This is a genomic window from Pantoea sp. SGAir0175 (genome assembly GCF_043547855.1).
This window is the reverse complement of record NZ_CP028082.1, coordinates 206121-229639: the sequence shown is the minus strand read 5'-3', so window position 1 is coordinate 229639 and position 23519 is coordinate 206121. Positions and strand designations below refer to the sequence as shown.

23 protein-coding genes are annotated in these 23519 nt (G+C 56.6%); 11 read left to right on the top strand and 12 right to left on the bottom strand.

The features are described 5' to 3' along the window. Window positions 1–55: 55 nt before the first annotated feature. Window positions 56–958 (bottom strand): LysR family transcriptional regulator, encoded by a 903-nt coding sequence (locus tag C1N56_RS20380; RefSeq protein WP_394517670.1) that lies wholly within the window; start codon window positions 956–958, stop codon window positions 56–58. Window positions 959–1095: 137 nt separating this feature from the next. On the opposite strand from C1N56_RS20380, the gene C1N56_RS20375 reads away from it, so the two are divergent. Then, on the top strand, window positions 1096–1689 hold the full coding sequence (locus tag C1N56_RS20375; RefSeq protein WP_394517669.1) for a UbiX family flavin prenyltransferase: 594 nt from the start codon (window positions 1096–1098) through the stop codon (window positions 1687–1689). Between the two features lie 10 nt (window positions 1690–1699). Next, entirely contained in the window at window positions 1700–3199 is a 1500-nt protein-coding gene (locus tag C1N56_RS20370) for a UbiD family decarboxylase (RefSeq protein ID WP_262264973.1), read from the top strand. Here C1N56_RS20370 and C1N56_RS20365 read toward each other — a convergent pair. Further along, window positions 3196–4749, bottom strand: coding sequence for a diguanylate cyclase (locus C1N56_RS20365; RefSeq protein WP_394517668.1), 1554 nt, complete (start codon window positions 4747–4749; stop codon window positions 3196–3198). The genes C1N56_RS20370 and C1N56_RS20365 overlap by 4 nt on opposite strands. 691 nt (window positions 4750–5440) lie before the next feature. Between C1N56_RS20365 and C1N56_RS20360 the strand changes: the two genes are divergently transcribed. Then, window positions 5441–6088 carry an N-acyl amino acid synthase FeeM domain-containing protein gene (locus C1N56_RS20360; RefSeq protein ID WP_155519933.1) on the top strand — a complete coding sequence of 216 codons (648 nt, stop codon included), beginning with the start codon at window positions 5441–5443 and terminating at the stop codon, window positions 6086–6088. Window positions 6089–6129: 41 nt separating this feature from the next. Here the strand turns inward: C1N56_RS20360 and C1N56_RS20355 are convergent, their stop codons facing one another. Further along, window positions 6130–7044, bottom strand: a complete 915-nt coding sequence (locus C1N56_RS20355) for a LysR family transcriptional regulator (RefSeq protein WP_394517724.1) — start codon at window positions 7042–7044, stop codon at window positions 6130–6132. A 119-nt stretch (window positions 7045–7163) separates the two neighbouring features. Here C1N56_RS20355 and C1N56_RS20350 point away from each other — a divergent pair, with 119 nt between their 5' ends. The 4 genes from C1N56_RS20350 to C1N56_RS20335 all read left to right on the top strand — a co-directional run bounded on the left by C1N56_RS20350 (window position 7164) and on the right by C1N56_RS20335 (window position 9646). After that, entirely contained in the window at window positions 7164–7901 is a 738-nt protein-coding gene (locus C1N56_RS20350) for an SDR family oxidoreductase (protein ID WP_394517667.1), read from the top strand. A 36-nt stretch (window positions 7902–7937) separates the two neighbouring features. Beyond that, window positions 7938–8852: an SDR family oxidoreductase gene (locus C1N56_RS20345; RefSeq protein WP_394517666.1), complete on the top strand. Its 915-nt coding sequence runs from the start codon at window positions 7938–7940 to the stop codon at window positions 8850–8852. A 60-nt stretch (window positions 8853–8912) separates the two neighbouring features. Then, window positions 8913–9173 carry a hypothetical protein gene (locus C1N56_RS20340; protein WP_125311794.1) on the top strand — a complete coding sequence of 87 codons (261 nt, stop codon included), beginning with the start codon at window positions 8913–8915 and terminating at the stop codon, window positions 9171–9173. 158 nt (window positions 9174–9331) lie between these two features. Then, on the top strand, window positions 9332–9646 hold the full coding sequence (locus C1N56_RS20335) for a hypothetical protein (RefSeq protein WP_241798227.1): 315 nt from the start codon (window positions 9332–9334) through the stop codon (window positions 9644–9646). Window positions 9647–9648: 2 nt separating this feature from the next. Here C1N56_RS20335 and C1N56_RS20330 read toward each other — a convergent pair whose 3' ends face one another. Then, window positions 9649–10461 carry a DUF4225 domain-containing protein gene (locus C1N56_RS20330; RefSeq protein ID WP_394516479.1) on the bottom strand — a complete coding sequence of 271 codons (813 nt, stop codon included), beginning with the start codon at window positions 10459–10461 and terminating at the stop codon, window positions 9649–9651. A 327-nt stretch (window positions 10462–10788) separates the two neighbouring features. Between C1N56_RS20330 and C1N56_RS20325 the strand changes: the two genes are divergently transcribed. Beyond that, window positions 10789–11889: an NADH:flavin oxidoreductase/NADH oxidase gene (locus tag C1N56_RS20325; protein ID WP_394517665.1), complete on the top strand. Its 1101-nt coding sequence runs from the start codon at window positions 10789–10791 to the stop codon at window positions 11887–11889. A 129-nt stretch (window positions 11890–12018) separates the two neighbouring features. After that, window positions 12019–12432 carry a hydroxyisourate hydrolase gene (gene uraH, locus C1N56_RS20320; protein ID WP_394517664.1) on the top strand — a complete coding sequence of 138 codons (414 nt, stop codon included), beginning with the start codon at window positions 12019–12021 and terminating at the stop codon, window positions 12430–12432. A gap of 171 nt (window positions 12433–12603) precedes the next feature. Here uraH and C1N56_RS20315 read toward each other — a convergent pair whose 3' ends face one another. Beyond that, on the bottom strand, window positions 12604–13449 hold the full coding sequence (locus C1N56_RS20315) for a helix-turn-helix transcriptional regulator (RefSeq protein ID WP_394517663.1): 846 nt from the start codon (window positions 13447–13449) through the stop codon (window positions 12604–12606). Between the two features lie 99 nt (window positions 13450–13548). Between C1N56_RS20315 and C1N56_RS20310 the strand changes: the two genes are divergently transcribed. Next, window positions 13549–14445, top strand: coding sequence for an SDR family oxidoreductase (locus tag C1N56_RS20310; protein WP_394517662.1), 897 nt, complete (start codon window positions 13549–13551; stop codon window positions 14443–14445). Window positions 14446–14661: 216 nt separating this feature from the next. On the opposite strand, the gene C1N56_RS20305 is transcribed toward C1N56_RS20310, so the two are convergent. The 4 genes from C1N56_RS20305 to C1N56_RS20290 form a co-directional block, all read right to left on the bottom strand. Beyond that, complete coding sequence (locus C1N56_RS20305; protein WP_394517661.1) at window positions 14662–15900, bottom strand: aromatic amino acid transporter; 1239 nt, start codon at window positions 15898–15900, stop codon at window positions 14662–14664. Between the two features lie 157 nt (window positions 15901–16057). Next, entirely contained in the window at window positions 16058–17068 is a 1011-nt protein-coding gene (locus tag C1N56_RS20300; protein ID WP_058770196.1) for a Gfo/Idh/MocA family protein, read from the bottom strand. Window positions 17069–17099: 31 nt separating this feature from the next. After that, complete coding sequence (locus C1N56_RS20295; RefSeq protein WP_394517660.1) at window positions 17100–17921, bottom strand: TIM barrel protein; 822 nt, start codon at window positions 17919–17921, stop codon at window positions 17100–17102. A 136-nt stretch (window positions 17922–18057) separates the two neighbouring features. Then, complete coding sequence (locus C1N56_RS20290) at window positions 18058–19503, bottom strand: sugar porter family MFS transporter (protein ID WP_211727305.1); 1446 nt, start codon at window positions 19501–19503, stop codon at window positions 18058–18060. 317 nt (window positions 19504–19820) lie between these two features. Between C1N56_RS20290 and C1N56_RS20285 the strand changes: the two genes are divergently transcribed. Continuing rightward, window positions 19821–21164 carry an MFS transporter gene (locus tag C1N56_RS20285; RefSeq protein WP_394517659.1) on the top strand — a complete coding sequence of 448 codons (1344 nt, stop codon included), beginning with the start codon at window positions 19821–19823 and terminating at the stop codon, window positions 21162–21164. A gap of 3 nt (window positions 21165–21167) precedes the next feature. Here C1N56_RS20285 and arnF read toward each other — a convergent pair whose 3' ends face one another. From arnF to arnT, 3 genes are read right to left on the bottom strand one after another with little or no spacing between them, the layout of a single operon-like run. After that, the gene (arnF, locus tag C1N56_RS20280) at window positions 21168–21530 is read right to left on the bottom strand and encodes a 4-amino-4-deoxy-L-arabinose-phosphoundecaprenol flippase subunit ArnF (protein ID WP_394517658.1); all 363 of its coding nucleotides are present in this window, start codon (window positions 21528–21530) and stop codon (window positions 21168–21170) included. Continuing rightward, window positions 21527–21847: a 4-amino-4-deoxy-L-arabinose-phosphoundecaprenol flippase subunit ArnE gene (gene arnE, locus C1N56_RS20275; protein ID WP_283342316.1), complete on the bottom strand. Its 321-nt coding sequence runs from the start codon at window positions 21845–21847 to the stop codon at window positions 21527–21529. The genes arnF and arnE overlap by 4 nt, the downstream gene beginning before the upstream one ends. After that, window positions 21844–23499: a lipid IV(A) 4-amino-4-deoxy-L-arabinosyltransferase gene (gene arnT, locus C1N56_RS20270; RefSeq protein ID WP_394517723.1), complete on the bottom strand. Its 1656-nt coding sequence runs from the start codon at window positions 23497–23499 to the stop codon at window positions 21844–21846. Before arnT ends, arnE begins: the two co-directional genes overlap by 4 nt. Window positions 23500–23519: the final 20 nt, after the last annotated feature.

Sequence of the window (23519 nt, the reverse complement as noted above, 5' to 3'; positions counted from 1 at the left end):
AGCAATTCGCCGTATTGATCCCCATAACGCCGCTGAGGCTGGAATGCCCGGCTGATTACGCAGCGGGTTCCTCACCATAGTGTGACTGCGCGTACCCGGCAAAGCGCCGGATCTCCGGGTTGGCCGCGCCGGTTTTCCAGCACAGGTAGAGTGCCGTCGTGACATCCTGCTGCGCCAGCGGCAGCAGTGCCACATCCTGCCGCAAAAATCTCTCCGGGGCGTGGGGGATGAAGGTCACGCCCAGCCCCAGCGCGGCGAGGTCGACGGCGGTGGCCACATCGCGCGCGCGGAGCACGCTGGCGGGAATCTGCCTGGCGGCGGCATAGAGATTAAGTACCGCGCCACCCAGCCCGATACCTTCCGGATCTTCCTGCAAAATCAGCGGTTCCGCCGCTAAATCAGCCAGCGTGACGCAGGTCTGCTGCGCCAGCGCATGGTCGTCGGCCAGCACCGCACACAGCGAGGTTTGATGCAGAATTTGCCGGCTAATCTGGCGACGTTCGGGCAGCGGCCCGCGCAGGATGCCGATATCCAAATCGCCGCTCTCCAGCAGGCTTAGCTGTTGGTTGACGCTGTACTCCACGGGTTGCAGCGCGATCTGCGGAAAATCACGTCTGAAGGCACGGATAATTTTGACCAGCGCCGGCTCCAGCATGGACGTGCCCACATAGCCTATGCGTAACATGCCGCGTCGTCCGGCGGCCACCTGCTTAATCGTGTCCTGCAGATGCTCCACACGCTGCACCGTCTGCTGGACTTCCCCGAGCAGCAATGCGCCTTCGCGCGTCAGATTCACCTTACGCTTGTCGCGCGCAAATAACTTCACGCCCCACTGCTGCTCCAGTGCCTGAATATGCTGAGACAACGCCGGTTGCGTGATGTTGACCGCCGCCGCCGCCCGCGCGAAATGCAGCGTATCGGCGAGTGCCAGAAAAGAACGCAGCTTACGGTAATCCATGCCACACCTGATAAGGATTCGTTATTAATAAAAGCATAATACCAATTAGACCCTAATTAGCGAGCGCATTATCTTTGCCTGCAGGACGGCGACGGCAGGAACGCGCCGGAAAATTTTTGCCTTTCACAGGAGGCCTTATGCGCATCATTGTCGGCGTAACCGGTGCCACCGGTGCCCCACTCGCGCTGCGATTACTGCGGCAGCTGGCGGACATTCCGCATATCGAAACGCACCTCATTTTGTCACGCTGGGGAAAAGTGACGCTGGAACATGAAACCAACTGTTCTCTCAACGACATCAAACAGCTGGCCGATGTGTTTCATCCGGCCGGTGACCAGGCCGCCACTATCTCTTCGGGCTCATTTGTCACCGACGGGATGGTGATTATTCCCTGCAGCATGAAAACGCTGGCCGGTATCCGCAGCGGGTATGCGGAAGGGCTGATTGGCCGCGCCGCCGATGTCATCCTGAAAGAGCAGCGCAAACTGATTCTGGTACCGCGCGAAACCCCGCTTAACACCATTCATCTGGAAAACATGCTGGCGCTGTCACGCATGGGCGTCAGCCTGATTCCCCCTGTGCCGGCCTGGTACAACCATCCGGCCACGATTGCCGATGTGGAAAATCATATCGTGGGTCGCGTGCTGGATCAGCTTGGCATCGACACTGCTGGCGCCACGCGCTGGCAGGGTTTGCATCCCGCCAGTGATGACCTGACACTCTCAAATTAAGGAACAGCCTATGTCAAACACATCTCCCTCTTCGCACAGCAGTGAGGTTTACGATCTGCGTTCTGCCATTGAACTGCTGAAACAATTTGATGGTGAGTATATTGAGACCGATGAACCGGTGAATCCCGAAGCGGAACTGTCCGGTGTCTATCGTTACGTTGGCGCGGGCGGTACCGTGATGCGTCCCACGCAGACCGGACCGGCGATGGTGTTTAATCACATCAGAGGTTACGACAACTTTCGCGTACTGATTGGTTTGCTGGCTTCACGGCAGCGCGTGGCGCGCCTGCTAGGAGTGCCGAAAGAAAAGCTGGCGCATCTGTTGCGTTCATCGGTACATAACGCCATAGCACCGGTGGAAATAAGCCAGCAGCAGGCAGTTTGTCAGGAAGTGGTGCACCTCGCCACGGATGACGGTTTTGATATCCGCCGCCTGCTGCCCGCGCCAACCAACACGCCTGAAGATGCCGGCCCCTATTTCACCATGGGGATGTGTTATGCCGCCGATCCGGAAACCGGCGAACATGACGTCACTATTCACCGCTTGTGTGTGCAGGGCAAAGATGAGATCTCGATGTACTTTGTGCCGGGCCGCCATCTTGATCAGTTCCGCATTAAGGCTGAGCAGGCGGGCAAAGCGTTGCCGATTACCATCAGTATTGGCGTCGATCCGGCCATCGAAATTGGTGCCTGTTTCGAGCCGCCGACCACACCGCTCGGTTTTGATGAGCTGGCGATAGCCGGGGGCTTGCGCGGTCGGGCGGTTGAGCTGGTTAAGGGTGTCGCCGTTGATGCCCGCGCCATTGCCCATGCAGAGATCGTGATTGAGGGTGAACTGGTGCCGGATTATCGCGTACAGGAAGATCAGCATACCCATAGCGGTAAAGCGATGCCGGAATTCCCGGGTTATACCGGTGAAGCGCAGGCGGCAGTGCCGGTGATTAAAGTCAAAGCCGTGACGCACCGCAAAAATCCCATCCTGCAAACCTGCATCGGACCGAGCGACGAGCACACCAATCTGGCCGGAATCCCGACCGAAGCCAGCATTCTCGATATGGTTGAGCGTGCGTTACCGGGTCTGGTGAAGAATGTACATTGCCCTTCGCCAGGCACCGGGAAATATGTTGCGGTGCTGCAAATCAATAAGCGCGGCCCACAGGATGAGGGACGCCAGCGTCAGGCTGCCCTGCTGGCTTTCTCGGCCTTTTCAGAGCTGAAGCACGTGTTCCTGGTCGATGAAGATGTTGATGTGTTCGACTTAAATGACGTGATTTGGGCGATGACCACGCGTTATCAGGGCGACGCGGATACCATCTTCATTCCCGGCGTGCGCTGTCACCCGCTCGATCCCTCACAGGATCCGGCCTTCAGCAACTCGATTCGCGCTCATGGCATCACCTGTAAAACCATTTTTGACTGTACGGTGCCGTATGACCTGAAACACAACTTCCAGCGCTCGCAGTTTATGGAAGTCGATGTTTCACGCTTCATTCCAGGTTTTAACCGTTAATCACTCACTGCCCGCCAGGCCTGCGCCTGATTGCGTCCGCTATGCTTGGCCTGGTACAACGCCGCATCAGCATGCTCGATCAGGTTGCCGGCCTGATCGTCATGCCAGGTGGTCGCACAGCCCGCGCTGAGCGTCACCTGCGCATCGGGCAGTGCGGAGGCGGCGTGAGGCAGATGCAGGTCAGCAATCACCTGTACTGCCTGACGCGCAATATTCAGCGCCGCCTGCTGATCGGCACCGGCGAGGATGATGGCAAACTCCTCGCCGCCATAGCGCGCGACCATGTCGCTCTGCCGTAGCTTAAGGCGTTTGAGCGCGTCGGCCACCTGGCGTAAACAGTGATCGCCTGCCACGTGCCCGTAGCGATCGTTGTAGTGTTTGAAGTAGTCAATATCCATTAATATCAGTGACACCGGTGCTGATTTTTCCCGCAGATTATGCAAAGCATTCTGCAAAAAGCGGTCAAACTGTCTGCGGTTAGCCAGACCGGTCAGCCCATCGAAAAACGCCAGCTGATCAAGATGATGATTGGCATCGGCGAGGTCGTTTTTTAGTTTGAGCAGCGCTTCCTGATAATGCTGGCTATGCCGAGCCTGACGAATGACAAACAGTCCCAGCAGGATAATCGCGACCAGCAGCGCCACGTTCAGGGAAATATCCTGCAGTCTTCCTTTCACCCAGCGCAGATACAGATTGCGCTTGTCGTAACCGGCCGCGACCACCAGCGGATAGCGTTCTGAGCTGGCGAAGCCGAAGATGCGCACCTGGCCATCCAGCGCCGCGTTCCACTCGCCGCTGCCGCGATCGGCTTTCACCAGCATCTGCTGGAACAGATGGCTGGCGGAGAGACTCTTGCCGATATAGCTGTCGGGCATCGGACGGGCATAAAGCACCGTGCTGTCTGCCAGCATCAGTACCAGCACGTCGCGCGGCCCCAGTTCGTAGTAACTGTAAAAACGGCGGAAATAATCCACTTTAATGGTGGCTAACAGGATGCCTTTGAAATCACGCGCTGCATCGCTGACGCGCAGAGAAACCGGAATAACCAGATCGCCAGTGCTGCGGCTGCGGATCACCGGGCCGATGTGCAAACTGTCACGGCTGTTGTTGCGGTGATAGCGGAAATATTCACGGTCAGAGTTGTTGGTGCCCACCGGCACGCTGCGCGTGGAGGTGGCGATCCAGCATCCCTGCTCATCATAGTAAAACAGCCCATGCAGCTGCGGCAGACGGCTTTGCAGATCGCGCATAATCTGGCTCAGGTTGGCGGCGTTTAGCTTTTCCAGCGGCTGCGCCTGCAGGTCGCGCTGCACTTCACGCAGGGCCAGTTCGGTCTGGAGCACGGTATCTTCCGCCTGACGTGACTGTGACAGGGAAAGATTGACCGCCATCTCTTCCGTCTGGCGCACCGCGCCGTGCCAGTCTTCGCGCAGCGTCCACAGGGTGAGCGCAATGATCGCGCATATCAGCAATCCGCCGGACAGCAAAATACTGCGCAGCAGCGAGGAACCTGAAATGATTGCCGCTTCATTTTTCCTTTTAAACGTCATGTTTCACCCTGTTGCCGTGTTAACGCTAAGTTAAGCACATAATCAGCGACGGGATTTTCAGGATTAAAGACGGTAATGATGTCAGGCGTGGCGATGGCCACTGGACGACGGGTGAATGCTGCATAAATCGCCAGCGATCAGTTCGCCCAACCCTGGATTGAACGCGGCGAACTCAGGCAGGTACTGGGCGAGTGGTCTGCGGTATTTTCAGGACTTCATCTCTATTACGTTAACAATCCCCATATGTCGGCCTCGCTGAGAGCGTTTATTGACCAGTTAAAATCCTTTGTCGCGGCGAGGCGTTGAAATCAGCAAGCGCCATGCTGCTGGTCCCGCCACGAATATTAAATCACGCTAATCATTAACCCTGCTGTCGTTCCGGTTGTTACCGCCGGTATTTTCTCCCCTGTAACGCGCCTTATCCCCTGCCGCCACGCTTTTCTGAAGATCTAAATTTGCAGCAAAAATTTATTCAATCATTAAATTATATTTATTATATTAGCGAAACTTTAATGTGGACTGGTTGAGGATTACAGTGCATTTAACAAGGAAATCAGTGATTAGCAGCGCTATCTCTGATGGCGTACTGACAAAAAGAACCCACAGAATGTGCAGGATACTTAATGGTATCGATCAGCGCATTAGCATTACACCGGCAAGCGGATTGATTGACTTCCTTAAAGGGATGGAGGTGACCAATGAACAGTACCGGCGCAGTGGAATCGTTAAGGAAAAACGCTCAATTTTTCTCTATAACGAAGGGCTGCTGAATCCGGAAAGCACGCTGTTTCTCGCCCGCAAAGGCCAGGATATCCTCGGCACGCTAAGCGTCATCGCCAATCACAATAACCGTTTGCCGTGCAGCAAACTTTTTCGTGAAGAGATGGCCGCCCTGCAGCTGGAAAAGCGCAAAGTGGTAGAGCTTGGCACGCTGTCGGTACGCTATCAGGCAGACAGTGAAAATATTGTGTTTATGCTGTACCTGAAAATCATGATCTACACCATTTTCATTGAACAGGTGGATGACATCTTTATCCAGGTCAAAGAGAAGGTTGCTGCGTTTTACGAGCGCAATTTCCTGTTCAAACAGGTCGGCGGCACCAAAAAGCACCCGGATTACAGTGACCTTAACGCCACGCTGCTGCGCGTGGACGTGAAAAGTATCCGCGACAAAATTTATGAGCAGCAGTGTTATGGCCCGATGGGCTGGCTGCGCATGCTGCGTGAACTTGGTTTACTGCAGCACTACCGCACGCTGAGCCAGCAGTGCCACAGCTGCCCGCGCTTTACGCCAGATCAGCGGGACGCGGAGCTCTATCAATATCTGTGTAATCTGTGACGGTGCCAGCCGTCCCTGCACCGTTTCGATTTTCACACAGATTACTTGCCGGCATGGCTATCCACGTCGTGCTGCAGGAAGAGATCCTGAAGCCATTCGATGAAGACCCTGACTCTGGGTGATAGCTGTCGGTTGCGCGGATACAGGACAGAGACGGGAGACGGTTCAGGTGGAAAGGCTTTGAGCAATTCGACAAGCGCCCCCGTCTTCAGATCATCTTCCACGTGATAACGCGGCACCTGGATGATGCCGAGACCCATGCGCGCCACGGATACAAAGGTATCAGCCGCATTAACGGTAATTGAAGTTTTGATCGTCGTGGTGATGCGCTTGCCGTCCACCCTGAATGCCAGAGGGAGTATGCCGCTGCTGCCCGTGGTGCGAAATCCGATCATCCTGTGGCCGGAATGCAGTTCATCCGGATCCGACGGAAGCCCGAACCGGGAGACGTAACCGGGCGAAGCGACCGTGACCTCTTCCAGCGTGGCGACGCACCGTGCGATCATATCACTGTCCTGCGGCGTTCCGACACGCAAAACACAATCAATTCCCTCACGCACCAGATCGACCAGCCGGTCACCCTCGCTCAGATAGATTTCGATATCAGGATAAGCTTCGAGGAAACAAGGAAGATGCGGCAGAACAAAATGTCTTGCCAGCGTGCCATGAACATCGACACGCAGCAATCCCTTCGGCCGGGCGCCGGCAAACGCCCCCTCGGCATCCTCGATATCGTCCAGTATAGAAACGCAACGCTTGTAATAGGCTTCACCGTCCAGCGTCGGGCTGACGTGACGCGTGGTGCGTTCCAGCAGCTTGATCCCGAGGCGCGACTCAAGTTGCTTAATCGCGTCCGTTACGGTCGAACGTGGCAGGCCGAGATCTTCCGCCGCCCTTGTGAAGCTGCGGCGCGCTACCACACGCGTGAAAACGCGCATCGTATCAATTCTGTCCATGGCATTGTTCGTCATTATCGGATTCTGATACCAGATAGTGACTGATTATACGGAAAAGATACAGTGCTAGAGTTTCTCCGTGTTCAGGCGCGATACCGCGCGAAAATAGGAGAATATCTATGTCTGCTTCAGAGAAAGTTGCAATCGTAACCGGTGCATCCCGCGGAATTGGTGCCGCCATTGCCAGGCAGCTTGCTACGGACGGCTTTGCCATCGTGGTGAACTATGCCGGCAACGCAGAGGCTGCTGCCGCCGTGGTTGAGGAGATCGAAGCCGCCGGTGGCAGAGCCATCACCGCGCAGGCGGACGTTGCTGATGCCAGCCAGGTCAAACGCATGTTCGATTTAACCGAGTCTGCGTTTGGCGCTATTGATGTGCTCGTCAATAATGCCGGCGTAATGATGCTGTCTCCGCTGGCCAGCGCCGACGATCAGAGTTTTAGCAAGCAGATCGACATCAATCTGAAGGGAACGTTTAACACCCTGCGCGAAGCGGCAAACCGCCTGCGTTCTGGGGGACGCATCATCAACTTCTCCACGTCGGTTGTCGGGCTTAAGCTTGAGAATTATGGCATCTATGCCGCGACCAAGGCGGCCGTCGAAACACTGACAACCATCATGTCCAAAGAGATGCGCGGACGCAGCATCACCGTCAATGCCGTCGCGCCCGGTCCGACTGCGACCGACCTCTTCCTCAACGGGAAAAGCGATGAACTGATCGCGCGCATGTCCAAAATGAACCCGCTGGAACGCCTCGGCACCCCTGAGGATATCGCCAGTGTTGTTTCTTTCCTCGCCGGATCACAGGGCAGCTGGATGAACGGACAGATCCTGCGCGCCAATGGCGGAATGGTCTGAGCCGCAAACTGCAGATTGAGTCAAAGGAGTACTGTTATGTCTCAGAAGATTATCCTTGTGACCGGATCGTCAAGCGGCTTCGGTCGCCTGACTGCCGAAGCGCTGGCTCGTGCTGGCCATACCGTTTATGCATCAATGCGGGATATTGCGGGCCGTAATGCCGCAAATGTCCGCCAGTTAAGCGAACTTTCCACGCGGGAGGGAATTGACCTGCGGCCGCTGGAACTTGATGTTCAGAGCGACATATCTGTTGATGCTGCCATTGAAACGGTAATATCCGACGCCGGGAAGCTCGATGTGGTGGTACACAATGCTGGCCACATGATGTTCGGCCCGGCCGAAGCCTTCACGCCAGAGCAGTTCGCCCAGCAATATGACGTTAACGTGCTGGGAACGCAGCGCGTCAACCGGGCCATACTGCCGCATATGCGCTCCCGACGTGAAGGCCTGCTGGTCTGGATATCCAGTTCCAGCGTGACCGGCGGCAAACCGCCCTATCTGGCCCCTTACTTTGCCGCCAAAGCGGCGATGGATACGCTTGCCGTTCAGTATGCGCGCGAGCTCAGCCGATTCGGCATTGAGACGACAATCATCGTGCCGGGAGCCTTTACCAAAGGGACGAACCATTTTGCCCATTCAGGAAGTCCTGCCGACACCGGGCGTGTCGCGGAGTATGAAGCAGGTCCTTATGCCGGATTCGGCGATGTTGTGCAAAAGGCCTTTGCGGGGATAGTGCCGGAGGATGCCGATCCCGCGCGCGTTGCAGCACAGATTGCCGATGTTGTCGGTATGCCTTTTGGTACGCGTCCATTTCGTGTGCATAACGATCCGTCCGAAGACGGCGCGAATATCGGCTTTGCGGTCATCGACCGTTTGCGCGCCGAAATGCTACATCGGGTTGGACTGTCCGATCTTCTGACACCAGCAAAAGCACCGTCGTGTGAAGGATAACAGGCGTGACCGGCGGGATCGCTCGCCGGTCGCTTTAACACGCAAACAGGAGCGCCGGAAATGCACACCGTTGTCATCCTTATCTGTGGCTTTGCGCTATTTGGCATCTTCCTGGCATTTGGATGGCTCTGGCATTTAGAACCTTTTCCCAGTGAGTTAACCACGAAAAGTTTCATCGCCGTCTGGGTGATAATCGCATTCATCAACATGTGGACAGGTATCAACAAAGCCGGCTATGCGTTCAGTGAAGAATTGTCCGTACTGCCGTACGTGTTGCTGCCGCCGGTCATCGCTGCCGGTTTTGTGCTGCTTCTCTGGTAAATTGATTACAAGTAACCAGCAAGCATGACTAATGACGTAAGCTGCTGTTTTAAAGTTAAGTTAACTAACATCGAAACATGATTCGCAGATGGCGATTTATCGCCTGTTTTCGGGTAAACTTACCGGTGATGTTATGGTGAATTTTAAGGATGAAATCCATGAAAATTAGCGAAGAATCACTGCTGGAGTCCGGCTTCAGTCATAAAGATATCCAGAAAATTAAAAATAATACCGAAAATTACGGTGGTTCAATGGGTGATACCATCCAGGATTTGGCAAATCGCTTTATCATAGCGACTTTTGTTGTAACGGGTTGCCTTGCCGTTTTTGTTTTGCTGGTTCTCTTTGGTTCAGCTGAAAACCTTTTCGCTGGCTCTGTCGGGCTACTTTGCGGTATCGCGGTTGCAATATTTGTACAACCGCCGGTGCTTGCCTATAAATCCTGGCGTTATAAAAGAATAAATCGGAGTTAGGTTCAGTTATTCTCAGGGGTCAAAAGGTCAAAAATGACTTTTGCTTTTACACCATAACCAACAATTTTCATCGTTAATTTTGGTTTGCTCATGGTTTCAACTTTTCGGTAATAATCCCGAGGAAGCCATCTGAATAATCGCCACGCACCAGGCTTTCTTGCAAGACCAAAAATACTATAAACACTAGCACTCAAGGTTACTGCATTATAAAATGCCAGCCCTGATTCAGGTTTAAAACCCAGATACTTAGCAGCCTCCATAGAACTGTCTGCAAATATTCCCTCTGATTTGGATTGTTCGCCGTAACGAAGATGGCTGGCCTCTTTTGTGATCCCATTAATACCATCAACAAAAAGTATCGCCCCGGCAAGTATTCCTAAAGGAGTCATTGTCGACATCATGATCATTCCGCCAAACAGCGCTGCACCTGATACCACAATATGAACAGCAGAAATCACATAACCGACAATTTTGTTATTTTCCCGGACGAACTCCACTTTGGCGTAAAGTTTCGCAGTATTCCTGCGCAGCATTTGCCCCTGCTCTGCAAGATTTTCGGTCTCTGCCCTGAGGTTTTCTACGCAGGCCATGCACTCTTCATCAGACTTTGCTCGCCGGGCGATCGAGAACTGCTCTTCAATCACATCCCTTATTTCCTGCACAAACTGGAGTCGTGTAAGTCCATCCCTGATGTGAAACCCGGCTTCACGGTTAGCCGTTTCAATCAGCTTACGGGCTTCAAGATTGACCATCGATTCTGCCCAGGCCCTGTTGCGCCCATTTGAACGCATCATTGCGAGTAGTGCTTCATCCATTTCACAGTTCCTTTGATTAGCCGATGATTCGATAATACTTAATCAGATCCCTCTTTAACATGAGGAGTTATTTTGGGCCGCTGGGTTTACGCCTGTCCAGAATTCCTTAGCGTTAGCTTGCATTCTGTTTAGCCTCAGCCCCTGGTTTGAATAAATGGCGCTAGTTAGCCTTACTGGCACGTTAGCCGAATCAGGCACCATTACATCAATTACTAATAGTATGTTGTAATTAATGGGTGTCATTGCCGCTTACATCTGACATTGCTGCAAATCCGGCTGCAGCTCCTATGCTGTAGGGAGTCATTAACGTGCGGATATGAGGTATGCATGAGTTTACTGTTTAGCGCGACGCAGCTTGGCGAGTTGTCGCTGGAAAATCGCATTGTGATTGCACCGATGTGCCAATACTCAGCGGAAGAAGGTCAGGCAACGGCCTGGCACCGCATTCATCTGGGCCAGCTGGCGCTCTCCGGCGCGGGACTGCTGATTATCGAGGCGACGGCGGTGGAAGCCATTGGCCGTATCACGCCGGGCGACCTGGGGTTATGGGACGACGCCACTGAAGCCGCGCTGGCCAGCGTGCTGGAGGACGTGCGGCGCTACGCTACCCTGCCGATTGGCATTCAGTTGGGTCACGCCGGGCGCAAAGCGTCCTGTGCTGCGCCATGGCAAGGCGGTGCGCAGCTCTCTGAGGAACACGGCGGCTGGCAGACCGTGGCGCCGTCTGCGCAGCCGTTTGCACAGGATGAGCGTCCACCGGCCGCACTCAGCAAACAGGATCTGGCGCAGCTGAAACAGGCCTTTGTTGATAGCGCCCTGCGCGCGGTACGCATCGGCATTCAGCTGGTCGAACTGCATGCTGCGCACGGCTATTTGCTGCACCAGTTTCTGTCGCCGCTCAGCAACCAGCGTGACGATGAATATGGCGGCTCATTAGAGAACCGTCTGCGTTTCCCGCTTGAGGTGTTTAAGGCGCTGCGTGCTGCGCTGCCGGCGGAAATCCCGGTTGGCGTGCGGCTGTCTGCCACCGACTGGATCGAGGGCGGCTGGGATAATCAGCAATCGATTGTTTTCAGCCAGCAGCTCGAAGCCGCAGGCTGCGCCTACATTCACGTCTCCAGCGGGGGCCTGGCACCGCAGCAGCAAATCAGCGTGGGCCCTGGTTATCAGTTGCCGTTCGCCCGCGAGATTCGCCAGCAGGTCTCGATTCCGGTGATTGGCGTGGGGCTAATTACCGAACCGAAACAGGCCGAGCAGGCGCTGCAGGAGCAGGATGCCGATTTGATTGCGCTGGCACGCGCGGTGCTGTATGACCCACGCTGGCCATGGCACGCCGCCGCCGAACTGGGCGCGCAGGCCAAAGCGCCGCCTCAGTACCTGCGTTCCGAACCGCACGGCCTGAAAGGCACATTGATCAGTAACCAGTAATCCGACTGACCGGCAGCCGCCCGGTTGCCGGTTCTGCTCTGGGAAATTTCACAGATTTCAGCCCGTTGTGCGCCTCTGCACGCTTTTCGTTTTATGCTTCTTCTGCCAATCAACCAAAAGGAAGATAAAATGAAATTGCAGCATTATTTACTGGGCGGCGCGCTCTGCGCTTTCAGCGTGAGCGGCCTGGCCGCCGAGATGAAAAATCCCCTGAGCGTGCACGTGCTGAATCTGCAAACCGGTGTACCGACCGCAGGTATTGAGGTCGAGCTGGATAAGCAACAGGGTGAAGAGTGGGTGAAACTGGCGCAGGGCACTACCAACGAACAGGGACGTATTCCGGCGCTTTACCCGGCGGGCCAGAAGGCGCAGACCGGGATTTACCGCGTAATTTTTAAAACCGGTGACTATTACAAAAAAAACAGTCAGCCGACCTTCTTCCCGGAAATCCCGGTGATGTTCAACCTGGATAATGCCGATCAGCACTACCATATTCCACTGCTGCTCAGTCAGTACGGCTACTCCACCTATCGCGGCAACTAAGCAAAAAAGGCGCTGCGGACGGTATATTTATACCAGTACGTTTTGTTGAACCGTTGCCTCGTTAAGCGATTGAATCAGGCAGGAGAATCTCTATTTCGTTGCTCCTGCCCATTACAAGGTAAGCCTGTTTTTTTCGGCTGGTGTGATTGCTATAGCGTGCTGGCTGACGCATTAAAAACTGCCTGACTGCTGAGCTGGGTTCTGTGAAATCCAGCGCTCTGTTTTCACTCTGCTTTCATCGGTTGCCGGGTTAAAGAGCATCATCGTCAAATCCGGCCGGCCTTCAACAGAAAAGGTCGAGAACTCCAGGGCAATCGTCCCCATTTGCGGATGATGCAGCACCTTAAACCCTTCGCCATGCCCGGCCACATCGTTGTTACGCCACAGGCGGGCGAAGTCAGCGCTTTGAGCGGATAGCTCCTCAACCAGTCGATCAATTTCCTCTGAAGCACCCAGGCGCGCGGCATCCGCCCGAAAGGCGTTGACGATGAGACGGGCCACGCCCTCCCAGTCGTCTTGCATCCCCCGCGCTTCCTGATCGGTAAACAGCAGGCGCAGAATATTGCGCCGCGCGGGCGGGAGTTGCCCATAATCCTTCAGCACAACCGTCGCCGGGTGATTCCATGCCACCACATCCCAGGTGGCGGTTTTAATAATCGCCGGAATCGTCAGGCTTTCCAGTACGCGTTGCAGCCGTGGGGTTATGCTATCGGACCGACTTACCCGGTTTTCTGGTGGATGCCCAAACGCGAGGATAAACAGATGATCGCGCTCGGGAGACGTAAGCCGCAGCCCGGCAGCAATGCGGTTCAGTACCTCACGCGAGGGCGCTCCCCCGCGGCCCTGCTCAAGCCAGGTGTACCAGGTCGGGCTGATATTCGCGAGCTGGGCAACTTCTTCGCGGCGCAGGCCCGGCGTACGTCGGCGGCCGGGCAAAAAACCAAACGAAGCCGGGTCAATTGCCAGCCGGCGTGCCCTTAAAAACTCACCCAGCGGATTTTCAGAAAGCAGCGTCATAAATCACCCTGTTAATGTTTATACCCTGATAACCTCACTACTTTAATAGTAAAAGATCCGCGCTTACGCTGTCGCACTAAATCACTCAGGAGACAGGCTATGCGTATTTTTATAACGGGTGCGACGGGCTTTATCGGCTCACGCGTTGTATCGGCCCTGCTGGCTCGCGGCCATCAGGTGACCGGTCTTGTACGTTCAGAAGAAGCGGCTCAGCAGTTAAACGATAAGGGCGCCACAGCCCAGCGCGGTACGCTGGAAGATCCCCAGGCGTGGATTGCCGGCATTGAACAATGTGATGCGGTGATTCACACCGCTTTCGATCATGATTTCAGTCGTTTTGTCGAAAATTGCGAAAAAGACCGCCGCGTTATTCGCGCGATTGGCTCTGTATTGCAGGGCAGTCAGCGTCCGCTGCTCATCACTTCTGGTACCGGAATGGGTGATGACGGCAGCGGCCAGCCCGCTCTTGAGCAGAATTTCAACCCGGCACACCCTAACCCACGCGTCGCCTCGGAGCTGGAAGGCACTAAGCTCCTTGAGTCGGGGATCGATCTACGTGTGGTGCGTTTACCTCAGGTTCACAACACCGAACGTCAGGGATTAATCAGCTATTACATCGCTCTTGCCAGGGAGAAAGGCGCGGCAGCTTATATCGGCGGAGGTGAAAACGCCTGGTGTGCGGCACACGTTGATGACGTGGCCGGGCTGTACGTAAAAGTGCTTGAGCAAGGCGAACGCGGCAAACGGTATCATGCGGTAGCAGAGGAAAGTATTGCCTCACGGCTGATTGCTGAAACCGTAGCAGCAGGCCTGGGTATTCCTGCCGTTTCGCTGAAACCCGATCAGGCCGCGGAGCATTTCGGCTGGTTCGCCGCTTTCGCCAGGCTGGATCTGCGTGCCAGCGGTGCCTGGACGCGTCAGCAGCTCAACTGGCAGCCCAACGGACCGGGTCTTATCGCTGATTTAAGCAGAGTGAATTATTCAACCCAGTCGTAGCCCCAGCGCCGGGTAGCGGCGCAATTCATTGCATAATTTCAACGCTGCGGCGGGTGGATTAGCGCGATAAATCGCGCCGCTACGAGCTGGTGCTGTGACCGTAAGCGGTGCAATTCATCGCACAATTTACAACAGCGCGGTGGCCAGATTCGCGCGATAAATCGCGCCGCTACGAATAGTGTGCAGCCTCACCTCTGAACCCATGGCTCACGCCACTCAGGCCGCAGCAAATTGCGGTAACACACCCAGCCAGCTCAGCGTCCATGCCAGCACATTCAGCACGCCGAAAAGCAGCACCAGACCAATCGCCAGTGGCGTACGCGGCCGATCGGCAAAGCGCTGTTGCGCACGCCGCGCCAGCAGCGCGGGAATAATCACCGCCCACAGCGTGGCAAACAGACCGGCAAAGCCGATAGCGGCGACGAAGCCATGCGGCCACCATAGCGAAGCGAGCAGCGGCGGCAAAAATGTCAGGCAGGCGGTTTGCAGCCGCGCGCGCGGCGAATGCCCCCAGCCGAGGCGGTCGGCGATGAAATCAAACAGGCCTGCCGTCACGCCGAGAAACGAGGCTATCACCGCAAAATGTGAGAACACCGACATCATCAGCGATAACGCGCGCACGTGCAGATGATCGCGCAGCGCGGCCATCAGCGCGGCAATATCTCCGCCCTGCTGCACGATGTCAGGAAACACAGCGCGCGGCAAATTCCCCATGGTGCAGACAATCCAGAACAGGTACAGCGCCAGCGACATCAGCGTGCCCAGCACCAGCGCGCGTGTCACCGGCCACTCGCGGCGCTGATAATAACTCACCAGTCCGGTGATGTTACCGTGATAGCCGAAAGAGGCCAGACAGAACGGCAGCACGCCCAGTGCGTAAGGCCAGTAGCTGTCTCCCGGCGCAGCGGCAGCGAACAGCGAGGGCACGTCTACCTGGGTTAACAGCCCGCCGAACAGCAAAATCAATAGCAGGATTTTTGCCAGCACACAGAACGTCATCAAACGACTGACGCCGGTAGTGCCGAGCCACACCACGGCGGCGACACACAACGTCAGCGCTATTTTGGCCCCGGCGGTTGAGAGCGGCACGCCAAGCTGATTCAGCGAGTGCTGGTAAACCGGACCGCTGGCTGAAATATAAGCGTAGGTGAGAATGCCCAGCACAAACAGAATGCTGAGGCCATTGATGCTGGCCCAGCCGCGCCCAAGTAAATCGCGCGTCAACGTATCGTAGCCCGCGCCCGGCGGATAATGCAGGCTGACACGCATAAACAGCAGCCCGGAGAGCAGCATTGCGCCCCAGCTGATGCCCAGCAGCAGCAGCGCCCAGCCAAACCACGCCCCGGCCATCACAATCGGCAACGTAAACATACCGGCGCCCACTACCGTCCCACAGATGATCATGGCGCCCCACCATACCGAGGGCTGGCGGCGCGCCATTACGCTCTCCGTCATCACACTTTTCCTTGCACAACATAAAGGCGGCGATGATACACGGGATCGGTAACAAATGTGAGGCGCGGCGGTGACTGAGGGGAAGATGGCTGTCAACAGGTGACAATGTCACATAAAGGCGCACCGGTTAGGGTGCGCCAGCCGCGATGTGACGGGATTAACGATAGAAAGCCGGACGTGGCGGCATGGTAATCGGGACAATGTCACCGTTGTTCTGTGCCGCAACACAGGCATCGGCCGCCACGGCGGCGGCATAGCCGTCCCACGCCGACGGGCCTGTCATATTGCCCGACAGCACGTTGTTAATGAAATCCTGCAGCTCAACGTCATAGGCAGCGATAAAACGCTTTTTCCAGTCGGTCAGAATGCCGGTGGAGAGCTGCGCCGCATGACGGGTTTGCACCGACATCGGTTCAGGCAGGCGCGCAATGCCGCTCTCGCCAACCACCTCACACTGTATGTCGTAACCATAGGCGCAGTTCACGAAGATCTCGACATCAATGCGGATGCCCTTCGCGGTTTCCAGCAGCACAATCTGAGGATCCTTCAGGTGCGATGACGCGTGGCGGGTCTTGCGTGGGTAAATCACCTGCGCACTGACGTAATCATCGTTCAGCAGCCAGCGCAGCACGTCGAGTTCATGGATCAGCGTATCGGTGATCGCCATATCGGTGGTATAAGCATCGCCGACCGCCGGATTGCGGTGCGCGCAGTGCAGCATCAGCGGCTCACCCAGGGTGCCGCCGTCGATAACCGCTTTCAGCGCCCGATAGCCGCTGTCGTAGGGGCGCATAAAACCCACCTGCACCAGCTTTTTGCCCGCGGCAATTTCCGCTTCGACAATATTCATACAGCCCTGCGCGGTCACCGCCAGTGGCTTCTCGCAGAATACCGCTTTGCCGGCTTTAATGGCTGCCAGCACAAACTCTTCATGCGTCGGGCCCCATGAGGTGACCAGAATGGCCTGCACCTCCGGCGCGGCGATTAAATCGTGCGCGTTGTCGTAAATCTCCGCCTGCAAACCGAGCTCGCTAATCACCTGCTCACAGTTGTTGCGATTGATATCATTAAGCGCGACCACGCGCGCATGCTGCAGCACCTGGCTGCAGCGACGAATGTGTTCACGGCCGATAGCGCCAGTGCCGATTACACCAATATTGAGTGTCATGCGAGGTTCCTTCAGCAAAATGCCGGATTGGTTAGTGGTTGAGATAATCAATGCTGCTGCGGATTTCGCGCGCAATATCCTCAGCACTCCAGCTCTCCATCACCGAAGAAAACGGCTCGAAAGCATAAACACCGCGATAGCCCATCTCTTCCAGGCGCTGCACCTGCTCGCGGGATTTCAGCAGGTCATCCGCGCTCAGCATGATGCGCTCTTCGTCGGTGAGTTGATGAGTCGGGCGCGCATCCGTTACGCCAGAGAGATGCACCAGGCCGATGTGATTCACGTCTACGCCACCGGCGAAATCCTGTTCGGCGCCTTCGTACAGGTGATGATGGAAGGTATCCAGCACGATGTTGAACGGTACGCCGGCCTGAGCGATAAGCTGCTGCGCCAGCGCGGCGGAGCGCAGTGAGCTCTGCGGAAAACCGAGCGGTTCAACCAGCCCGGCAACACCATATTCGGCAAACAGCGGCGCCAGGGTTTGCAGCGCCTGTACGGTTTGCTCATTACTCACCGACGTCCCATCATTGAGCGGACAGAGCACCAGCGCTTTCGCCCCGGTGGCGCGCGCATCGGCTAACAGCGCGCGCGTTTTTTCCAGCACCGCATCATCTAACTGGTTGAAGGGATACACCGCGTTGATGGTTTCGATCTCAAGCTGATGCTGCGCTGCCAGGCGACGAACTTCCTCACCGCCTGCGCCGTCGGTCACGCTGCCGCTTTTCATATCATTGCGTATTTCAACTTTATTTAATCCCAGCTGTTGCACCAGCGCGAAGAATTCCGCCATGCTGAGATGAGGAGCAATTTTACGGTTAACACAGAATCGGTCACTGCTTATTTTGTAGGTCATGATCTTTCCTGGATAATAATCACTGGGTAAGGTTCTGTTTGCTGCAAGGTACTGACATGCCCTGATAGTAAGGTATCTTTTTTGCCCGCTCTGCGGCTTCTTTGAGTGATTTACATCAGCCTGAGCGCCCTCACATTTAGCCTTTGCCGTCATACAGTTCATAGAAATAGTGTTCGACCTGTTCCAGGCTGCGCCCTTTGGTTTCCGGAATAGCGCGCAGTACAAACAGGGCGCCGCCGATCCCGATCACGGCAAAAGTCAGGAAAGCCCCGGCCAGGCCAAAGGCGGCCAGCAACAGCGGGAAGGCCATGGAAATGGCGAAGTTGGCAATCCACAAGGCAAAAACGGCACCGCCCATGCAAATGCCGCGCATGCGCGCCGGGAAGATTTCCGACAGCAGCAACCAGGTGACCGGTGACAGTGCGCCCTGCTGAAAACATAAAAACATCAGCATTCCGGCCAGTACCAGATAGGCCCGCAGCAGATTAACCGCACCACCGGCGTGATACTCCGGCATTAGCAGGCACACCGTGGCGATAAAGAACAGGCAGGCGGTACAGCCCATCTGCCCTATCAGCACCAGCGGACGACGGCCAACCTTACCGATTATCACGATCCCCACCAGCGTCATGATTACCGAGATCACGCCGTTGGCGATGGTGGCGAACAACGCCGCATCGTTGCTCAGGCCGGTAGCAGTGAGCATGGTTGGCGCGTAGTACATGATGGTGTTCACACCGGTCAGTTGCTGGATGGCGGCAATGCCAATTCCCAGTAAAAACACTTTGCGCAGCCATGGCGTGCGCAGGTCACGCAGGCGACCTTTGCCTTGCTGGCGATGCTCTTCGATGGTCTCTTCGATCTCCTCCAGCTCCCACTCTACGTCCTCCGCCGCCCGGGTTTTCTCCAGCACCCTGCGCGCGGCATCGGTGTTGCCGCGCATGACGTGCCAGCGTGGACTTTCCGGCATAAAGATCATCCCGATCCACAACAGCACGGCGGGTACGGTGGAGATGGCCAGCATCCAGCGCCAGGTATGTTCGCCACCCCAGATTTCATTGAAGGTGGCATTGGAGACATAGGCCAGCAGCTGGCCAGAGACAATCATCAGCTCCTGCAGCGTCACCAGTTGACCGCGTTTATTCGCCGGGGCAATTTCTGCGATATACACCGGCACGGTGGCAGCCGCCCCGCCAACGGCAATACCGAGAAACAGGCGTGACGCAATCATCGTCACCACATCAGGTGCGAAGGCAGAGCCGACCGCGCCGAGGGCAAAAATAAAGGCCAGCGTGATGATGATTTTGCGGCGCCCGAGGGCATCCGCGAAGTGCCCTGCCAGCAGTGCGCCAAAGGCAGCGCCGAACAACAGCGAACTGGTCACCAGCCCGGTAGTGAACGGCGTGAGATGCAAATCACTGCGCATGAACAGCAGCGCACCGGATACCACGCCGGTATCGTAACCAAACAGCAGCCCGCCGAGTGTCGCCACCAGCGCGATGATTTTTACGAAGGGTTCGGTTTTTGTTGTGCTGTTGGGGCCGGACGCGGTGTTGGTGGAGAGATAAAGTTCTTTTTCCATAATACCTCCTGGTAAAAAATGCGTTAGGAAAAGCATCAGAACAAAGCAGCGCGTCCAGGCTATCGGCATTTTTATTTCATGTTAATTTATATTTGAAACCTGCTTTTCAAATTGTGAGTTCAAGCCTTTTGACTGGTTTATTTTGATGGATTTACATCAGCCTAAATAAGGAGAATGGAGATTGGGCGAGGTGGTTATTGAAGCGCAGCAGATCGGCCCCTTTACGCCGGGAGTCGCCACGCTTTGTGATCAATCGCGCAACAACTGCGCAAACCTTCTTGTATGGTAGTCGCTCTTTAACCTCTTCGGGATTTGTCATGGCCTCTTCAACTGTTGCTCAATCTGATACCGCTGAAGCTCACCCTAAATCAGTGATCCGCCGCGTCGCCAGCGCCTCGGCGATAGGCACGGCGGCAGAGTATTACGACTTTTTCGCTTACGGTACGGCAGCGGTACTGTTCTTTGGCCATCTGTTCTTTCCCAGTCACGATCCGCTGGTCAGCACACTCGCTGCCTTCGCCACTTATGCGGTTGGCTTCCTCGCTCGTCCCATTGGCGGCATGGTGTTTGGGCACATCGGCGACAAAGTGGGACGCAAAAAGGCGCTGGTGGCGACCATCCTGATCGTGGGCCTTGGCACGTTCTGCATTGGCCTGTTGCCAACCTACGAAAAAATTGGCGTCTGGGCCCCGGTATTACTGATTGCCATCCGCTTGCTGCAGGGGTTTGGCGTCGGCGGCGAACAGGCGGGCGCGGTATTAATGACGGCCGAATATGCGCAGCCTTCCCGGCGTGGTTTCTTTGCCAGCTGGGTGCAGATTGGTGCTCCGGTCGGGTTTCTGCTGCCGCTGGCGCTGTTCGCTGTGCTTAATGCCGCGCTGAGCGCGGAGCAGATGATGGACTGGGGCTGGCGCGTACCTTTTCTGCTCAGCGCGCTGCTGGTGATTGTCGGCCTGTTTATTCGCCTGCGCATTGATGAATCGCCGGTCTTCGCCGCCATTCGTGAAACCAAAGCGGCAGAATCCAGGCCGTTAAAAGAGGTGCTGCGTGGTAATCCGCGGCTGGTGGTCAGCGGTGTGGCAGCGAAACTGATCGAAGCCTGCGCCTTCGCCCTGTTTACCGTCATCATCCTTGCCTGGGGTAAGGCTAATCAGCTTGATGCCGGCATTTTGATGAACAGCATGATCGTCGCGGTGATCCTCGAAGTCCTGGCGATCCCGCTGATGGGTGCCCTTTCCGACCGCATCGGTCGCAAGCCGGTTTATCTGATCGGCACGCTGCTGATCATGCTCTCGATCGTGCCCTTTTTTCTCGCGCTGGCGCACAACAGCTACTGGCTCACGCAGCTGGCGATGATCGTGGCGCTGACGCTGGGCCACAGCATGTGTTATGCCCCGCAGGCGTCATGGTTCCCCGAACTGTTTCCCACGCACATTCGCTGCAGCGGTATCGCGGTGATCTGGCAGATCGGTTCGCTGATCGGCAGCGGCGTACTCGGACTGGTGGCGGTGAAAATTCTGCAGGTGACCAACGGCCACTGGTATGGTCTGGCGCTGTATGTTGCAGTGCTGGGGATGATTTCATTGTTCGGCCTGCTGCGTCTGCCGGAAACGGCGCCAGGCCGCCGCCAGGGTGAATATCACCCGTGGCAGCAGCATTAACGGTTAACGGCGCGGCAGCGCCACGCACAGCAGGCCGCAGACGATCAATATGACGCCAGCGAGACTGCTCCAGCGGAAGGTTTCATGCAAGGCCGGCAGAGAAATGGCGGCCAGCCACACCAGCACATAGCTCAGACTGAGCAATGGATAGAGCCGGTTGAGCGGCAACAGCCGCAGTGCCAGCAGCCAGCACAGCATTGAGCAGCCGTAGGCGGCCAGTCCGGCGATTAACGGTATCAGGCCGTGCTGCCACGGTAGCGCGGTCCATGTATCCAGCGGTGGCAGCACGAGCATCGCCGTGCGCAGCAGCAACTGCGCCAGCGACACCAGCAGCACGCTGGCCAGCGCCAGCAGCCAGCCCTTCACAGATGGCTCCCCATCAGCGCAACCCCGGCAACGATCGCCAGCGTACCCAGCCACTGCCGCCGCGTGTAGGTCTCACGCCAGATGACGCGCGCCGCCAACGCCACCAGCACAAAATTCAGGCTCAGCATCGGGTAAGCCACGCTGACCGGCACGGTGCGCAACACCACCAGCCACAGCAGCATCGCCGTCCCCAGCAGCAGCAGGCTGAGCACCAGCCAGCCGAACAGGCGGTGCCCGCCGCAGTGGGCCGCCTGTTTCTGGCACAGCTGGGCGGCACAACTGAGCAGGCTTACCAGCAGGATCAGCAGCAGATTCATGGTGTCGCGTTGTAGCCGTAGTAGACCAGCCGTCCCTGCTGATACACATCATCCGGCACCGGCAGATGCGCATCCGCTTGCTTTTCGTCAGAATTTAGCAGCAGCACCAGCGCTACCGGACCCTGTCGGCGATGCAGGCGCAGCCAGTCAGCGAAAGCTTCCCCGTCGACGTAGCGCGTTTTTGCATCGGGATAACCCAGTCCGTACTCCAGCTCACCTTTTTCATCGAAGAAAGTGATATCGCTGCGGCGCAATTCCCATGCGACCGCAGAAGCGATGCCGGAATTGTCCACCACCAGATAGCGGCTCTGCGCCAGCTGAGGCCGAACGGCGCTGACGAAACTCTGCGGCTGTTTGCTGTCACGTACCTTTTGCGGGATAGCCAACCCGACCAGCAGCGCCAATGCCAGCGGGCAAAGCGCAGCCAGTTGCCAGCGGCCTGTTTTCAGGCTTAACCAGCCCATCACCGCCCAGCCGGCAAATGCCAGCGCAGCGCACACTACCCGCAGCAACTCATCGCGCGCGTACACCGGATGGTGCGCCAGCCCCCAGGGTGCCAGCACCACCACGACCAGTAGCGTGGCAACCAGACCAAACAGCAGGTTGATCCAGCCATTTACCGCCAACGCCTGTTTCAGGCGCGCGGTGTTACCGTGCGCATAGTGCGCCATCAACAACGCCAGCGGCGCAAAGCACGGCAGGATATAGGTCGGCAGTTTACCTTTGGCGATGCTAAAGAACAGCAGCGGCAGTACAACCCAGCTAAGTAAATAGATCGCGGCAGCGTGCTGCTGACGCTGACGCCATGCGCCGCTCAGCGCGCCCGGCAGCAGGCCGAGCCACGGTAAACAGCCCGCCACCAACACCGGCAGGTAATACCAGAACGGGGCTTTATGCTGCGCATCGCTCTCCGCGAAGCGCTGAATATGTTCGACCCAGAAGAAGTAGTGCCAGAAATCGCCTTCCTGATGCTGAATGGACAGCGCCCAGGGCGCGCTGATCGCGGCCGCCACCAGCACAGTAAGCGGGCCCCAGCGCAGCAGTTCGCCAAAACGTCGCTGCCAGAGCACCCAGGGCACAATCGCCAGCACCGGCACCGCCAGCGCCAGAAAACCTTTGGTCATGAACCCCATGGCACAGGCCGCGCCGAGCAGCACATACCCCGTCAGCCGCTGTGAGGTACTGTGCGCCTGCGCAGCAAACCAAAAGCTGCACATTGCCGCCACCAGCCACAGCAGCAGAATCGGATCGAGCACGGCATAGGTGCCGATGCCGTAAACCAGCAGCGAGGTAAGAAAGATCACGCTGGCGGTGAGCGCTATTTTGCGGCTGGCGAACATCCGCTTGCCCAGCCAGTAGATCAGCAGTGCACTCAGCGTGGTACAGATAATCGCACCGGCGCGCACGCCAAAATTATTATGCCCAAATAACAGCTGGCCAAAATTATTGATCCAGTAACCGGCAATCGGCTTCTCGAAGTAGCGCAAATCGAAAAAGTGCGGCACCACCCAGTTACCGTTCAGCAGCATCTCGCGGCTGATTTCGGCATAGCGGGTTTCATCCGGCTGCCAGAGATCGCGGAATGGCACTGGGATCAGATAATAGAGAGCAAAAAGCGCTATCAGCAGCACTATGCGGGTGCTGCTGCGCATCGGTGTTTCCATACTTGGGT

Bases quoted from the DNA above. Each gene is read 5' to 3' on its own strand.
- C1N56_RS20380 (WP_394517670.1), bottom strand. From the start codon at position 958: ATGGATTACCGTAAGCTGCGTTCTTTTCTGGCACTCGCCGATACGCTG.
- C1N56_RS20375 (WP_394517669.1), top strand. From the start codon at position 1,096: ATGCGCATCATTGTCGGCGTAACCGGTGCCACCGGTGCCCCACTCGCG.
- C1N56_RS20370 (WP_262264973.1), top strand. From the start codon at position 1,700: ATGTCAAACACATCTCCCTCTTCGCACAGCAGTGAGGTTTACGATCTG.
- C1N56_RS20365 (WP_394517668.1), bottom strand. From the start codon at position 4,749: ATGACGTTTAAAAGGAAAAATGAAGCGGCAATCATTTCAGGTTCCTCG.
- C1N56_RS20355 (WP_394517724.1), bottom strand. From the start codon at position 7,044: ATGGACAGAATTGATACGATGCGCGTTTTCACGCGTGTGGTAGCGCGC.
- C1N56_RS20350 (WP_394517667.1), top strand. From the start codon at position 7,164: ATGTCTGCTTCAGAGAAAGTTGCAATCGTAACCGGTGCATCCCGCGGA.
- C1N56_RS20345 (WP_394517666.1), top strand. From the start codon at position 7,938: ATGTCTCAGAAGATTATCCTTGTGACCGGATCGTCAAGCGGCTTCGGT.
- C1N56_RS20340 (WP_125311794.1), top strand. From the start codon at position 8,913: ATGCACACCGTTGTCATCCTTATCTGTGGCTTTGCGCTATTTGGCATC.
- C1N56_RS20335 (WP_241798227.1), top strand. From the start codon at position 9,332: ATGAAAATTAGCGAAGAATCACTGCTGGAGTCCGGCTTCAGTCATAAA.
- C1N56_RS20330 (WP_394516479.1), bottom strand. From the start codon at position 10,461: ATGGATGAAGCACTACTCGCAATGATGCGTTCAAATGGGCGCAACAGG.
- C1N56_RS20325 (WP_394517665.1), top strand. From the start codon at position 10,789: ATGAGTTTACTGTTTAGCGCGACGCAGCTTGGCGAGTTGTCGCTGGAA.
- uraH (WP_394517664.1), top strand. From the start codon at position 12,019: ATGAAATTGCAGCATTATTTACTGGGCGGCGCGCTCTGCGCTTTCAGC.
- C1N56_RS20315 (WP_394517663.1), bottom strand. From the start codon at position 13,449: ATGACGCTGCTTTCTGAAAATCCGCTGGGTGAGTTTTTAAGGGCACGC.
- C1N56_RS20310 (WP_394517662.1), top strand. From the start codon at position 13,549: ATGCGTATTTTTATAACGGGTGCGACGGGCTTTATCGGCTCACGCGTT.
- C1N56_RS20305 (WP_394517661.1), bottom strand. From the start codon at position 15,900: ATGACGGAGAGCGTAATGGCGCGCCGCCAGCCCTCGGTATGGTGGGGC.
- C1N56_RS20300 (WP_058770196.1), bottom strand. From the start codon at position 17,068: ATGACACTCAATATTGGTGTAATCGGCACTGGCGCTATCGGCCGTGAA.
- C1N56_RS20295 (WP_394517660.1), bottom strand. From the start codon at position 17,921: ATGACCTACAAAATAAGCAGTGACCGATTCTGTGTTAACCGTAAAATT.
- C1N56_RS20290 (WP_211727305.1), bottom strand. From the start codon at position 19,503: ATGGAAAAAGAACTTTATCTCTCCACCAACACCGCGTCCGGCCCCAAC.
- C1N56_RS20285 (WP_394517659.1), top strand. From the start codon at position 19,821: ATGGCCTCTTCAACTGTTGCTCAATCTGATACCGCTGAAGCTCACCCT.
- arnE (WP_283342316.1), bottom strand. From the start codon at position 21,847: ATGAATCTGCTGCTGATCCTGCTGGTAAGCCTGCTCAGTTGTGCCGCC.
- arnT (WP_394517723.1), bottom strand. From the start codon at position 23,499: ATGCGCAGCAGCACCCGCATAGTGCTGCTGATAGCGCTTTTTGCTCTC.